The 14,896-nt window shown below is 66.8% G+C and carries 10 protein-coding genes; 7 read left to right on the top strand and 3 right to left on the bottom strand.

Annotated features, from left to right (window positions below):
- Positions 1-63: 63 nt before the first annotated feature.
- From VIR09_RS10570 to VIR09_RS10555, 4 genes are all read left to right on the top strand, one after another.
- Positions 64-1,164, top strand: coding sequence for an NAD(P)-dependent alcohol dehydrogenase (locus tag VIR09_RS10570; RefSeq protein ID WP_332012826.1), 1,101 nt, complete (start codon positions 64-66; stop codon positions 1,162-1,164).
- A gap of 241 nt (positions 1,165-1,405) precedes the next feature.
- Entirely contained in the window at positions 1,406-3,415 is a 2,010-nt protein-coding gene (locus VIR09_RS10565) for a DUF4034 domain-containing protein (RefSeq protein ID WP_332012825.1), read from the top strand.
- Between the two features lie 4 nt (positions 3,416-3,419).
- On the top strand, positions 3,420-5,360 hold the full coding sequence (locus tag VIR09_RS10560) for a M48 family metallopeptidase (protein WP_332012824.1): 1,941 nt from the start codon (positions 3,420-3,422) through the stop codon (positions 5,358-5,360).
- A gap of 668 nt (positions 5,361-6,028) precedes the next feature.
- Positions 6,029-9,145, top strand: coding sequence for an autotransporter outer membrane beta-barrel domain-containing protein (locus VIR09_RS10555; RefSeq protein WP_332012823.1), 3,117 nt, complete (start codon positions 6,029-6,031; stop codon positions 9,143-9,145).
- A 52-nt stretch (positions 9,146-9,197) separates the two neighbouring features.
- On the opposite strand, the gene VIR09_RS10550 is transcribed toward VIR09_RS10555, so the two are convergent.
- Positions 9,198-10,343 (bottom strand): alpha-hydroxy acid oxidase, encoded by a 1,146-nt coding sequence (locus VIR09_RS10550; RefSeq protein ID WP_332012822.1) that lies wholly within the window; start codon positions 10,341-10,343, stop codon positions 9,198-9,200.
- A gap of 161 nt (positions 10,344-10,504) precedes the next feature.
- Between VIR09_RS10550 and VIR09_RS10545 the strand changes: the two genes are divergently transcribed.
- Positions 10,505-10,843, top strand: coding sequence for a hypothetical protein (locus tag VIR09_RS10545; RefSeq protein ID WP_332012821.1), 339 nt, complete (start codon positions 10,505-10,507; stop codon positions 10,841-10,843).
- Between the two features lie 124 nt (positions 10,844-10,967).
- Positions 10,968-11,399 carry a VOC family protein gene (locus VIR09_RS10540; RefSeq protein WP_332012820.1) on the top strand — a complete coding sequence of 144 codons (432 nt, stop codon included), beginning with the start codon at positions 10,968-10,970 and terminating at the stop codon, positions 11,397-11,399.
- Positions 11,400-11,427: 28 nt separating this feature from the next.
- On the opposite strand, the gene VIR09_RS10535 is transcribed toward VIR09_RS10540, so the two are convergent.
- On the bottom strand, positions 11,428-11,844 hold the full coding sequence (locus tag VIR09_RS10535) for a VOC family protein (RefSeq protein ID WP_332012819.1): 417 nt from the start codon (positions 11,842-11,844) through the stop codon (positions 11,428-11,430).
- Complete coding sequence (locus VIR09_RS10530) at positions 11,841-13,865, bottom strand: aminotransferase class I/II-fold pyridoxal phosphate-dependent enzyme (protein WP_332012818.1); 2,025 nt, start codon at positions 13,863-13,865, stop codon at positions 11,841-11,843. The genes VIR09_RS10535 and VIR09_RS10530 overlap by 4 nt, the downstream gene beginning before the upstream one ends.
- 90 nt (positions 13,866-13,955) lie before the next feature.
- On the opposite strand from VIR09_RS10530, the gene VIR09_RS10525 reads away from it, so the two are divergent.
- Positions 13,956-14,896: 2Fe-2S iron-sulfur cluster-binding protein (locus VIR09_RS10525; protein WP_332012817.1), on the top strand; the 941-nt coding region annotated here is incomplete at its 3' end.

Below are 14,896 nucleotides of genomic sequence, written 5' to 3'. Positions count from 1 at the left end.
ACTCCGGTTTAGCCTGAAGTAGCGTTTGTCGCACTTCCCCCCGTAGCCCTAAAGGAGACTCTGATGCCCGCCCTCATGAAAGCTGCAATCTTCGTTGCGCCTGGCCGCATCGAATTGACCGATAAGCCGATCCCGGACGTAGGCCCCAACGACGCGCTGATCCGCATCACCACCACCACCATCTGCGGCACCGACGTGCATATCCTGAAAGGCGAGTATCCCGTCGCCCAGGGCCTCACCGTGGGCCACGAACCGGTGGGCGTGATCGAGAAACTGGGCAGCGCCGTGATCGGGTATCAGGAAGGCCAGCGCGTGATCGCCGGCGCGATCTGCCCGAGCTTCACTTCGTATCCCAGCCAGGATGGGTTCCCGAGCCAGGACGGCGCGTATCTGATTCCCAGCGGGCGTTGCGGCTGCCACGGCTACAAGGCCACGGCGGGCTGGCGCTTCGGCAATCTGATCGACGGCACGCAGGCCGAGTACGTGCTGGTGCCGGACGCGCAGGCCAACCTGGCGCCCATTCCGGACGGGCTGACGGACGAACAGGTGCTGATGTGCCCGGACATCATGTCCACCGGATTCAAGGGCGCCGAAAACGCCAATATCAAGATCGGCGACACGGTGGCCGTGTTCGCGCAGGGTCCTATCGGGCTGTGCGCGACAGCCGGAGCCAAGCTGCGCGGCGCCACGACCATCATTGCCATCGATGGCAACGACCACCGCCTGGACATCGCCCGCAAGATGGGCGCGGACGTGACGCTGAACTTCAAGAATTGCGACGTCGTGGCCGAGGTATTGAAGCTCACGGGCGGGCGCGGCGTGGATTCGTCGATCGAGGCGCTGGGCACCCAGGGCACGTTTGAATCGGCCCTGCGCATACTCAAACCGGGCGGCACGCTGTCCAGCCTGGGGGTGTATTCCTCCGACCTGCGTATCCCCATGGACGCGTTTGCCGCGGGCCTGGGCGACCACCAGATCAACACCGCCCTGTGCCCGGGCGGCAAGGAACGCATGCGCCGCCTGATGAATGTGATCGCCTCGGGCCGTGTGGATCTGGGCCTGCTCGTCACCCACCAGTACAAGCTGGATGACATCGTCGCGGCATACGAGCTGTTCGCCAACCAGCGCGATGGCGTGCTGAAAGTCGCTATCAAGCCTCATTGAGCGCCGGTCCCCGTGCAACGGCACTGAGCACGAGGGACATAGGGCATGGCCGGGATCATCGGACCGGGCCATGCTCCTGCGGGCCGAGGGCAATAATGCAGCAGGAACTCAGGCAAAAATACATTCAGATATATTTATTTCTTTTTTGTCGCTTTTATTCTTTGGCCTGACTTCCAACTAGGGCATCATTGCCCCGCCCCGCCCGCGGGCAGATCCCCGTCCCTCCCCCTCAGGTGCCCTCTTGCAATCCCTCACCGCCATCCGCCGCGACGTCCGCGCCCTGGTTCAATCCCGCGCGTACGCGCAGCTCGACGCCTATTACGCCGACCTGGAACAGCAAGATTGGGCCGACACGGAAGACCCCGGCGCGCCCTATTTTGAAGCGGCCAATTCCGGCACGCTGTTCGACTATTCCACCGTGTCCTTCCAGGACGCCTCGGATTTTCTGCAAGCCTGGATCGCCGCCTGCCCGGACTCCTATCACGCGCGGTTGGTGATGGGGAATTTCTGCTTCGGCCGCGCTGCGGATATACGCGGCTATGGCTGGGCCGACGGCGTGACTGAGGACCGCTGGCTGGGCGCGGCGCTGGCTTGCGAAAGCTCTGCCGCAGCCCTGCTTCAGGCGATGGCGCTATCGCCCCGTCCGATTGCGGCGTGCGTGACGATGATGCAGCTGGCGGCGCACTTCAAGGAACCCTATTGGCTGCGGCAGCTGTTCCTGGGCAATCCCCCCGAGATCATCCTGCACGAAGACATCGAGGAACCCGGCCGGATGGACGCCGCCCTGGCGCATCTGGCATCGGTGGCCGTGCCGCGTCTGCAGCAGGCGCCGCAGGCCTTGCCGGCATGGCTGGCGCCGCGCGCCGAGCACGAGATGGACCAGGCCAAGGATTATTGGCTGCTGCGCGCCCTGGACTTGCGGCCCGGCCATCTGGGCGCGCTGACCGCCTACGCGCAATACCTGCAACCGCGCTGGGGCGGCAGCTACGAGGATATCGACGGCATGGCCGGCGGCCCGCTGTGCGCGGCGCTGACGGAGCCGCAGCGCAATGCAATCCGCTGGATCGGGATCCATGACGCACTGGACAGTTATCCGGAGCCGGACGATACGCAAGCCGTGGAAGAGTACCGCGGCATTTTCGATTCGTTCCTGGCGCGCGAGCTGCGGCCAACGGAGCGCGGCATGGCGCTGGGCTATTACGCGCAATTCGCCAGCTACTCGCTGGAAGACCAGGCGCGCGCCCGCGAACTGCATGGACAGAGCGCGGCGGCGTTCGCGCCGAACGAATATTTCGCGCAGGTGGACGGACCGTTCCGCAGCTTCGCGCACGTAAGCATCATCCATCACCAGCCGGACGACGACGGCGCATTCAAGAGCGTGCTGGAACGCATGTGCCGCTGGGACAACGTGGCTACGCCCCAGGTGCTGGCAGCGGTGGCGCATCAGTTCGGCCGCTGGGGCTTTGCGCAGGATCCGGCGCGCGCGCAGCAGCTGCTGGACCGCGCGGCGGTGCTGGCGGCAGACCAGTTGGACGACGATTTCAACGTGCTGGCAGCGGCCGCAATGCTGTGGGACGGCGGCGACCATGAGCAGGGCTATTTCCTGACGCGTCAATTGGCGGACCGGCGCGTGCCTGACGCGGCCAGCAGCATGTACGACATCCACCGGGGCTTCCGCGACAACACGCCCGAGAGCTATCTGGACGATGAGGTCCGCGACCAGTGGTTGCAGCGCGCGGTGGACGATGGCTCGCCGCTGGCCATGTACAACATGGCCCATCGCCATATCTTCGACGGCGGGATGGACTTCTCGCGCCGCGAGAACCTGGACAAGGTGCTGGGGCTGCTGCAAGGCGCGCGCGAGGAACCGCGCGCGGAGGCGCTGGCGCGCCTGCGCATCGGCGTGCTGTTGCGCGACCATGGCACCGGGCAGGAACAGCAGGAAGGCGTGCGCGCCTATCTGCGTCCGCTGGTGGAAGAGGACGACGATTGGCGCGCCGGCCGCGCCAGCGCCGAGATCGCGCTGGCCTACACGCATGGCCGCGGCGCGAAGAAGAACCGCTTTGCCGCGATCGAATGGGCCCAGCACGCCTGCCGCCTGCAGCCGGACGACGAGGAGATCGATGACATCCAGGCCCAGGTGATGAACTCGCACAGCCTGGTCAAGACCATAGGCACGGTGTTCGGCGCCTATCTGGGCCGCGGCGGCGTGTCGGCCGAAGACCTGCCGCCCAAGCCGGCCGCGCAGTAAGCATATGGCGCGCCGCGGGCTGTCTGGATTGAAGCTGTCGGCCCGGCTGTTGCTGGGCGATGCCGCACTGGCGAGTGCGGGCGTGGCGCTATGCACCGCGCCCGCGTGGCTGTATGCGGCGCTGCCAGGAATGCTGGGGGTAGCGGCCGGAGCGCTCGCCCTGCCGCTGCCTTTCGCGGGCTGGGCGATGCTGCGGCTGCCATTCGCGGCGCGGCCGCCAGGCGCGGAGGACGGCATCCGCCTGCGGCCCGAAGACGCCCCGGCGCTGTTCCGCGAGATCGAACAGGTGCGCGCGCGCCTGGGCGCGCCGGCGCTGGACGCGGTCTATCTGAACAGCGAGTTCAACGCCAGCATCCGGCAGCACCGGCGCCTGCTGGGCCGCACGCGCAACGTGCTGTGGCTGGGGCAGCCGCTGCTGGAGATGCTGTCGGCCGAATCTTGCCGCGCGATCCTGGCGCACGAGTGCGCGCATATCGCCGGCAGCCACGGACGCTACGCCAGCCGGGTGTATTTCGCGCGGCTGCAATGGCAGGAAGCGGCGCGGCAGCTGGAGCGGCGCAAGGGGCTGTCTACCAGCCCTCTGCGACTCTTCATGAATTGGCATGTGCCGCGCTTTCTGGCGGCCAGCCTGGATTTCGCGCGGGAATGCGAGTACGAAGCCGATGCGCAATCGGCGCGAGCCTGCGGCGCGGCTGCGGCCGCGAATGCGCTGATGGCGGTGTCCCTGCAGGGCCGGGCGCTACGCGAGTATTGGCCGGCCGTGTATGTGCAAGCCGCCGACGCTCAGCCGCCCTCTCCCCATGCGCGGCTGGCCGGAGAAACCGAACTGGCCTTGCCGCGAGACGAAGCCGAGGCGCAGGCTTGGCTGCATCAAGCGCTGTGCCGTCCGACCACGGGCGACGACACTCACCCTTCGCTATCCGACCGTCTTGCCGCGCTGCATGCAGCGGACCCGCTGCCCGCCACGACATCGCCGCAACTGCAAGATACGGGACCTTCGCGTCAAGACGCGGCGCAAACCCCAGCCCCGCAGGCAGCGCCAACAAACGCCAGCTCTCTGCCCTGGCGCCGCGCCTCACCCACCGCAGCTGAAGAATGGCTCGCCGACCAGCGCCTGCCGCTGGCCCAGGCCCTGGACGAATCGCAACGCGACGCCATCGGACAGACTGCCCTCGAGCTGCAGAACCAACGCGGCGAAGCCGTCGCCGGCCATCATGATCTGATGCGCAAGCAACGCTTGCGCGCGCTGTCGGCCGACGAACGGGCCACCATGGCCTGGTACGCCGACACGCTCACAGGCGATGCGGACAGCGCAGCCGTCCTGCTGGAACAGAACCTGCGCGAACACCCCGGCCACGTGCCTACGCTGTGCCAACTGGCCGCGCTGCAGCTGCACAGGGCGCGCATGGACCGTACCGAGGCCAAGCGCCTGGAAGCCGCAGCGGAAACGTTATGGACGCAGGCCGCGAACCAACCCGGCCCGCATCGCCTGCCCTGTCTGCGCCAACTGACGGCGGCGGCGCTGCGGCACGGCGACCTGGACCAGGCGCGAGCCTGGCGCTTGGAAGCGGACCAGCTGGAGCGCCAGACCCAGGCCGGCGACGCCGCGCCGCGCTATCAGGCGCACGGGTTGAACGAGTCCGAACTGCGCAAGCTGGCCGACACGCTGGACCCGCTGCTGCGTGCTGCCACTGGCGTCTGGCTGCTGCGCGACACCGCCAGCGACCGCCTGGCGCTGCTGGTATTGGCCCGGGATTCGGCATTGGCGCGAGCCGTCGGCAAGCTGACAGGTGAGCAAAGCTATCTACGGCGCGATTGCGAAATGCTGTTGGCGCGGCTGCTGCCGCGCGTGCGCCAGCCTATCGAGCCGGTATTGATGGAAGCCGGCGATCCCTTGCTGAGCCAGTGCACACAAGCCTGCCTCCTGCGCAACGCCCAAGCCTGAACGGACTCGGTACCGAACGCCGAGCCACTTACAGCGCCGCGTCCGCAACACTATTGCTATCGGTTGCGGCAACACGACGATGCCCTGCGCATGAACAGCCGATTAAGTGCGCATCGCGCATGGCCGTTGATCTACATCAATCGCGCCCGGATTTTCCGGCACTAATCTGAATACGACCTCCTTTGCAAAACCCTCGTTCGTGCATTTCCAGACCATGTGCTGAATCCGGAGGTCCAAGCCGCTCTGCCATGGAACAGAACTACTGAGGCTAGGCATTTTCTTTTTGTCGGTTCGATCTGCCATGCGCGTTGCCTGTACGTCCCCCCTCCTCTGCGGTCCGACCTGCCATTGCCCCGCCCCGCGCGCGCGCCTTGGCCTGAACGCCGTCCCTGTTCAGCCTCTGATCGGAATCGCTTCGGTTCCCTGATCGCCCGGCCCCCCCACGCATATCCAAGGCTCCCGTTTGTAGAAGCGGAAGCCCGGACATCGCTGCGCCCTTCGCATATGACCCCATTTATTGTTGCAGCCGCGACAATAAACAGACTTATGCTAAACGCCTGCCCTTGCCGCGGGTTTTACCCAGCGGCAACTTCAATTGGCAGGCATTACGCGCAGACGATCACTTCACTGAATTTCTTTTGATTAAGTGAGTAGAGAAGATGCAGCCCTTGTCACCAATTGACGTCCGCTTGTCATTCAAGCTTTCCAGCGCAATCTTGATCGCGTTGGGCGCTTTCCCCTCTTATTCCCAGACTATCGATGGCGGATCGACAGTCACCGTTCCCGGGTCGCAGACCTCGCCGTGGAACCTGGGCACCAATTCCCTGACGGTCGGCAACACCGGCACCGGCACACTGCAGATCGGCGCCACCGGCGTGGTATCCAACGGGTCCGGCTTCGTCGGCCGGCAGGTCGGCAGTACCGGCCATGTGACCGTGAGCGGCGCTGGGGCGCAGTGGACCAACAGCACGGGCCTGTCCGTCGGATATTCCGGCACAGGCACGCTAGGTGTTTCGAATGGCGGCGTTGCAAGAAGCACGACCAATACCTATGTGGGCGTGGTGGCCGGCGGCACCGGCACCGTGACGGTGAGCGGCCTGGGATCCCAGCTGAACAGCAGCGGTTTCATGCGCGTGGGCCAGACCGGCAACGGCACCCTGCAAATCAGCGACAGCGCGGTCGTGACCAATGGGCAGGCCTTCGTCGGCTATGACTCGAGCAGCGTGGGTCTGGTGACGGTCAGCGGCACGGGAACGCACTGGAACAGCAGCGCCGACCTCACCGTGGGTTTTTCCGGCAACGGCCGGGTCAACATCACCAATGGCGGCGCGGTCGCCAGCACGCTCGGCACCATAGGCGCCGGCGCGAGCTCGACCGGCGCGGTCACGGTCGATGGCGCCGGCTCCTCGTGGACCAACTCCGGCGTTCTCACCGTGGGCAATTCCGGCTCCGGCACCTTGACCATTTCGAACAACGCCGCGGTCAGCGCGGCCAGTGCGCGAGCAGGCGTAGCGGCCGGCTCGCAGGGCGTCATCAATATTGGCGCGGCCGCATTGTCCGCCGCGGCGGCCCCCGGGACGCTGACATTGACGGGTCCCAGCCCCAATCTGACGCTGGGCGCCACCGGCGGGCTGGTATTCAATCACACCAACACCAGCGGCTATGTATTTGCTCCAGGCATCACGGGCGCGGGCAAGCTCAGCACCTATAGCGGCACCACCATACTGACCGCCAACAACACCTACACGGGCGGCACCACGATAGCCGGCGGCACCCTGCAATTGGGCAATGGCGGCACCAGCGGCGCCATCGTGGGCAATGTGAGCAACAACGGCGCGCTGGCCTTCAATCGCTCCGATAGCGTCACCTTCGCGGGCTTGATTTCGGGCAGTGGCGTGGTCAACCAGATCGGCACGGGCGCCACCATTCTGACGGCCAACAACACCTACACGGGCGGGACCACGATTTCGGCAGGCACGCTGCAATTGGGCAATGGCGGCACCTCGGGCGCCATTCTGGGCGACGTGATGAACAATGGGACGCTGGCCTTCAACCGCTCCGACACGGTGACGTTCGCGGGCTTGATATCCGGCACCGGCACGGTCAACCACGACGGTTCCGGCACCACGGTCCTGACTGCGCAAAACACCTATGGCGGTCCCACCAACATCAATAACGGCGTGTTGCGCGCCGGCGCCGCGTCCACGCTCAGCCCGAACTCGGCCGTGAACGTAACGGTGACAGGCACGCTCGATCTCGACGGCCACAGCCAGGCCACCGCCGGCGTGGTCAACGCCGGGCTCATCAACATGGGCACCGGCACCGCGCCCGGCACCACGCTGACGACGCCGAACTACGTCGGCCAGGGCGGCAGGATCGCCATGAACACCTTGCTCGGCGGCGACGGTTCGCCGTCGGACCGGCTGGTGATCAATGGCGGGACCGCTTCCGGCGCGTCGTCGCTGATCGTCGCCAACGCCGGCGGCGCGGGCGCCTTGACCACCGGCAACGGCATCCTGCTGGTAGACGCCGTGAATGGCGGCACTACCGCCGCCAGTGCGTTCACGCTGGGCAACGCCGGCGGCTACGTCGCCGCGGGCCCTTACGCCTATACGCTGCAACGTTCCAGCGTGGACGGCAGCGGGCTGCAGAACTGGTACCTGCGTTCGACGGTGGACTGCGCCGCCGCTCCCAGCAATCCCGCTTGCAAACAGCCCGAGCCGCCTGTTCCGCCGAATCCGCCCGTGCCGCCGATTCCGCCCAACCCGCCCACGCCCACGCCGCCGGCGCCGCCCAACTACCGGCCCGAAGTCTCCACGGCCGTGGCGACGCCGGAGCTGGCCTTGCGCTACGGCGCGACCTTCCTGGACTCGCTGCATGAGCGCATCGGCGAAGCCCGCTACGCCCTGCCCTCCACCCCGGCCGGCAGCAATTCCCTGGCCTGGGGCCGCGTCATCGGCGTCACGGGCGAACGCAATGGCAGCAACTCGGGCATCCTGGGCTCCAGAGGCCCGGACTACGACTACAAGATCTATGGCCTGCAATCCGGCGTGGACCTCTACCGCCGCGCCAATGCCAACGGCAGCATGGACCACGCGGGCGCCTACGTCGCCTTCGGCCGCGCCACGGCCGACGTCGACCACCTCGACGGCCGCGCGGCCGGCCAGGCGGCCATGAATGGCGTGACGCTGGGCGGCTATTGGACGCATATCGGCAAGGAAGGCTGGTATGTCGATGCCGTGATCCAAGGCACGCGCTACGACGTCGACAACGGCCGCTCACCCGCCGGCTACAACCTGGACACGCGCGGCTTCGGCTTCGCGACCTCGCTGGAAAGCGGCTATCCGTTCCGCCTGAACGAGGAATGGGTCATCGAACCGCAGGCGCAACTCGTCTTCCAGAACGTCAACCTCAATGACGCCAACGACGGCGCCGCCAAGATCCGTTTCAACGACGTGGACAGCCTGAGAGGCCGCCTGGGCGTGCGCCTGGCGCGCACGGTGGAACTGGATCCAGGACCGGACGGCAAGCGGATCGCGACCACCTGGCTGCGCGCCAGCCTGGTCAATGAGTTCCTGACCAATCCGACCACGGAGTTCTCGTCGCAGAATGGCTATGTGCCGTTCCGGGCCGATATGAAGGGCATGTCGGTGCAGCTGAATCTGGGCGCGGACGTAGGCGTCAAGCGCAATGTCTCGGTGTACGGCAGCGTGGGCTCGGAGATCAGCCTGCGCGGCGACGGGCAGAACTTCAACGGCAAGCTTGGCGTGAAGATCGCCTTCTGATGCGCAAGCCCGCGGATCGGGCCTCCCGGCCCGATCCGCCCAGCGCTATCGATCAGCGGAACCGCAAGTGCCGCCGCTGCAATTCCGCGACGGTCCTGCATCCCATCAGCTTCATGGCGCGTTCGATCTCGACCCGCATCAGTTCCAGCGCCCGCTCTACTCCCGGCCGGCCGGCGGCCGCGAGCGGGAACAGGTAGTAGCGGCCCAGCCCCACCGCCTTGGCGCCCAGCGCCAGAGCCTTTAGCACGTGGGTACCGCGCTGCACACCGCCGTCCATCATCACGTCGATGCGATCGCCGACCGCGTCGACGATTTCTGCGAGCTGGTCGAAGGCGCTGCGCGAGCCGTCCAGCTGGCGGCCGCCGTGGTTGGACAGCACGATGCCGGTGCAGCCGATGTCGGCCGCGCGCCTGGCGTCTTCCACCGACATCACGCCCTTCAGGCAGAATTGCCCGCCCCATTCCTGCACCATTGCGGCGACGTCGTCCCAGGTCATGGCCGGGTCCAGCATGTCGGTGAAGTAGCGGCTGATGGACATGGCGCCGCCGCCCATGTCGACATGGGTGTCCAGCTGCGGCAGCCGGAAACGTTCATGCGTCAGGTAGTTGAGCGCCCAGGCCGGCTTGATGGCGAACTGCGCGATGCCGGCAAGATTGAGCCTGAACGGGATGGCGAAGCCGGTGCGCTTGTCGCGCTCGCGGTTGCCGCCGGTAATACTGTCCACGGTCAGCATCATGACCTGGACGCCGGCCTCTTTGGCGCGGACCATCATCTCGCGGTTCAGGCCGCGGTCCTTGTGGAAGTAGAACTGGTAGACCTGGGGGCCGCCGCTGATCTTGCGGGCCTCTTCCAGGCTGACAGTGCCCAGCGAGGACACGCCGAACATGGTGCCGAACCTGCCCGCGGCGGCGGCCACGGCGCGTTCGCCATCGTGATGGAACAGGCGCTGCAAGGCGGTGGGCGAGCAATAGACCGGCAGCGCCAGCTTCTGGCCCATGACGGTCACCGACATGTCCACGTCGGACACGCCGCGCAGCACGTCAGGCAGCAGGTCGCAGGATTCGAAGGCCGCTGTGTTGCGGCGATAGGTGGTTTCATCGTCGGCGGCGCCGTCGATGTAGTTGAAGATGGGGCCCGGCAGCCGCTGGCGGGCCATGCGGCGAAAGTCGTGGAAGTTCTGGCACTGGTTCAGACGCATGGGTAGACCCTTATCGACACTACACGTACGGACAGCCTGAGCCCCCGGATGGAGCGGGGGGAATTGTAGACCGATAGCCAAGTTTCCCTGGACATCGAAGTGAACCCGTCGAAGATCGTGTTAAATGCGGGCTCTCGCCATATGAACGGAAGTACCCCGCAATGCCCTATCCCCTGCTCAAACCAGCCTCCTGGGCCGCGGCCGCCGCCCTGTCGCTGTCCGCGGCAACGGCCTCGGCGCAACAGAACCTGGAACGCGCCACCTCCCTGGCCCAGATCCACGCCATCATGGAGTATTGCCAGGTGCTGACGCCCGAGCTGCTGGAGATCTTGAAGAAGCGGCAGCAGTCCGCCACGCGCGAGTCCGGCGTGTCGTCGCTGGTGTTCGATGCCGAGTATCTGCGCGCCTACACCAAGGCACGCAAGGACATGGCGGAATTCGGAGAGGAGGAAAAGGAACTGACCTGCCAACCCATGCGGGCCATGGCCGGCAAGGACTGAATGGGCATCGCCGCGCGTGCGAGGCAAGTGGAAGGCAGCTTGAAACGGGAACCCGGCAAGCGTAGTCTGACACCCCTGATTGACACCCTGATTCCTACCCCACCTCGATAGCCAGGAGCGATTCATGGCGCAGAAAGAACGACATAAGGGCCGCTTGATCGATCACATCGGGCTGGTCGTGCGCGACCTGCCCGCCAGCAAGGCGTTCTATACCGCCGTCTTCAATGCATTGAAGATTCCGATCGGCGGCTCCGACGACAAGAATTTCTGGGCTGACGAACTGTTCATCTCCGCGCCCGGCAGCGCGGAGGTGCAGGGTGAACTGACCGGCCGCATCCACCTGGCGTTCCAGGCGGAGGACCAGGCCATGGTGGATGCCTTCTACCAGGCGGCGATGGCCCATGGCGGCCGGGACAACGGCCCGCCGGGCGAGCGTCTTGCCTACCATCCCGGCTACTACGCGGCGTTCGTGCTGGATCCGGACGGCAACAACATCGAAGCCGTCTCCCGCACAAGGGCCGAGCGCAGCGCGGTCTCGGTGCGGATCACTTACTGATCACGCTTCATCGCGCCGGGGCCGGATGTCATGCCGAGCCCCGTGGCGCCTGAATCATCTTCCAGCCATTGCCCGCGGGATCGCGAAAGCCCGCGTCCACGCTGCCGTAGCGTTCGATCGGTTCCTGCGTGAATTCAACGCCTTGAGCCTGCAAACGGGCGTAGGTTTCGCGGCAGTCGGCCACGTGCAAGACCAGGGGCGGCATGGCCCCCTTCGCGACCATGGCGCGCAGCGTTTGCGCGGTGGCCTCGTCATGGATGGGTGGTCCGGGCGCGAACAGACCGAGCTGAAACGAGGGCTGATCCGGATGCTGCACCGTCAGCCACCGGTACGGTCCGTTGCGCACGTCCGTATGGACGCGGAAGCCGAGCTTGTCGACGTAGAACGCCAGCGCCGCGTCCTGATCGTCCACGTACACGCCCGCCACATTGATGCCTAGGTTCATATGACCTCCTTGGTTGATGGCGGAAATTTACCGTCGGCCTCGCGCCGCCGCTTCTCCAAAACAGCGATATTGAGATCGGGGCGCTGCGCCGCCTTCACGACGCAGGCCGGCACGCGGTCCAGCGGCTGAGTCCCGGCCCGCGCCTGCACGCGCATGGCGCTGGGACTGAGGCCGGTGATGTCGCGGAAGATGCGGCTGTAGGTGCCCAGGCTTTCCCAGCCCGTGGCGTAGGCGATTTCCGTGACGCTCTGCTCCGTGTCTCGCAGCATGGCCACGCTTTGCTCGATGCGCCGTGTCAGCAGGTAGCGATGCGGCGGCAGGCCGAAGGCGCGCTTGAAGGAATGCGCGAAGTGCGCCTTGGAAACGCCGCTGACCTCGGCCAGTCGTTCCACGGGCCAGGCTTCGTGCGAAGCTGCGTCCATGCGGTCTTTGACCCGCAGCAGGCGGCGCAGCAGCGCCGGGTCCCGCATCTGCCCCTGAACCGGGGCCGCTTGCCGCAGCAGCGTACCCAGCTTCAGCAGGGCCTCTTCTTCCACGGCGCTGTAGCCCACCACCGCGCCCGGCGGCAGGTCCACCTTGCGGCAGAAGTCCGCTACCGGCTGCATGCCCACGCCCGCCGTCCGCGCCGCCGCCACGGCCTGCTCCAAGTCCCATCCCGGCGGCAGCCACCACAGCAGATGAAAGCCGGCGTGCTCGCCGCTGACGCGCAGTTCGTCGCTGCCTACCGCCTGCCGCAAGGCACGCAATGCAGCATCGCGCCGGCGCGCGTACACCCCGCGCGCCTTGCGCACATGGCGCGCGAAGCTGCCGTCCTGCAGGAACGCCGCCAGGGTCATCTGCTCGATGATGCTGGGCGAGCGCCCCGCCCGGCGGCACGCCTGCACGAAAGCGGGCGCCAGGGCCTTGGGCACCACCGCGTAGCCGATGCGCAGCGCGTTGAACAGGGTCTTGTTGAAGCTGCCGCAATGGATGACGCGGTCGGCCGTGTCCAGGCTTTTCAAGGCGGCCAGCGGCGCGCCGTCGTAGCTGAATTCGCTGTCGTAGTCGTCCTCGACGATCCAGCAGCCGGCTTGCGCAGCCCAATCCAGCAGCTCCAGGCGGCGCGAGACCGGCATGGTGACGCCAGTGGGTGCCTGGTGGGCGGGCGTGACGTGCACCAGCTTCACGCCGCGCTGGCGCCGGGCCCGCGCGACCGGAAAGCCCTCGGCGTCGATGGCCAGCGGCACGATGTGGCGGGTGTACTGGCCGAAGATGGGCTCGGCATTCAGGTAGCCGGGATCCTCGATCAGCACCTTATCCTGCGGCTGCAGCAGCAGATGACCGCAGAGGTCCAGGCCGTCCCGGATGCCGCCCAGCACGATGACCTGGTCCGGATCGCAACTGATGCCGCGGGCCGCGCCCAGGTAGCGGGCGATCTGCTCGCGCAGCGGGCGCCAGCCTTGCGGCTCGTCATTGGCCAGTTGGGCGGGCGTCACGCGCCGCGCGCTGGCCATCAAGCCCTTGCGCCAGCGTTCCATGGGAAAGAGCGCGGCGTCGGCGCTGCGCGAGAAGAACTGGGAATTGGGCTGAAGCGGCGCGTAGAGCGCGGCCATGTGCGGAACAGGGGGCGGCGCACTGGCGGCTGGCGCGGGCTGGGCGGTGTCCGCTTGCGATGCGGACATCGGCCCTCGCGCCTTGGGCGTAGTGGCGCGCTCGTCTGGCAGCCCCTCCCGGAAGAAGTTGTCCGGAATCACCGCCGCCACATAAGTGCCCGAGCCGACCGTGCCCGCGGTATAGCCTTCGCTGCGCAATTGGTCGTAGGCGGCCTCGACCGTGGAGCGCGCAATATGCCAGCGTCCGGCCAGGCTGCGCGTGGACGGCAGGCGCGCGCCGGAGGGCAATGCGCCCTTCAATATGCGTTCGCGGATCTCGCGGTACACCCAGGTCTGCTTGGATTCCCCGGGGCGAGCGGCATCCATCGGCAGGTCCAGGCTGGCTTCCTGGCGCTTCGCGCCTGGCCTGACGGAAAGTGGCTTGTTCATATTGAAAGAAATGGCTCTATGTCATGTAGCCATTCTATCGGTAGATTGGCTGCCTGAGCCTCGTATGGGGCAATTTTCCTGGAACCAGCCATGACCACCCCTGCGCCCTGCCACACCATCAGCCTGGAAACCGGCCCCTTCATCACGGACGGCACGACCTCGATCCTGGAAGCGGCGCTGGCCCAGGGCATACCCGTGCCCTTCTCCTGTCAGCGCGGAGCCTGCGGTTCGTGCCGCGCCGTGGTCGTGGACGGCAGCTACGAACGCATGGCGCCGCCCACGGACGGCAGCTACCAGACCGCCAGCGACGAACTGCTGATGTGCCAGTGCCGCGCGGCCAGCGACCTGACGCTGCGCTTTCCGCACTGGAGCGCCCCCGAGCAGCCCCTGCCGCCGCGCCGCGCCAGCGTGGTGTCGCGCCTGCCTCTGGCCCCGGACGTCACCCAACTGATCGTCGAACTGCAGGACGGGGAGGACTACGGCTACCTGCCCGGCCAGCATGCCCGGATGGTCCTGGAAGGCGGCGCCCGCCGCAACTTTTCGATCGCGAACGCGCCCGGCGCGGCGGGGCCAGCCCGGCTGGAGTTCCACATCCGCCGCATGCCTGGCGGGGCCTTCACCGACGGCGTCCTGCCCGGGCTCCAGCCTGGTGACACGCTGATCGTGGACCCAGCCCAAGGCGACTGCACCTGGCCCGCAGATGAGCCGCAAGACATGGATCACCTGGTGCTGCTGGCCACCGGCACGGGCTATGCCGGCGTAGCGCCCATCCTCATGGCCGCGCTGCAAAGCCGGGCGTTGAAGACGGTGACGCTCTACTGGGGCGGCCGGAAGCCGGACGATTGCTACGCCGCCCAGATGCTGAACGCCTTGCAGGGCAAAGGCGACGGGTTCCAGTGGCATGCGGTGCTGTCCACGGCCGAGGGCTTCCAGGATGCAGCAGCAGATGGCGCGCGGCATCGCCACGCGGGCCGGCACGTGCAGGACGCGGCCGTGGCGGCGGGCCATGACTGGTCCCGCAGCCTGGTCTA

This window comes from Achromobacter sp., from assembly GCF_036567245.1.
Taxonomy (GTDB): domain Bacteria; phylum Pseudomonadota; class Gammaproteobacteria; order Burkholderiales; family Burkholderiaceae_B; genus Achromobacter.
The sequence above is the reverse complement of the archived record's forward strand: the minus strand, read 5'-3'. Positions and strand labels throughout refer to the sequence as shown.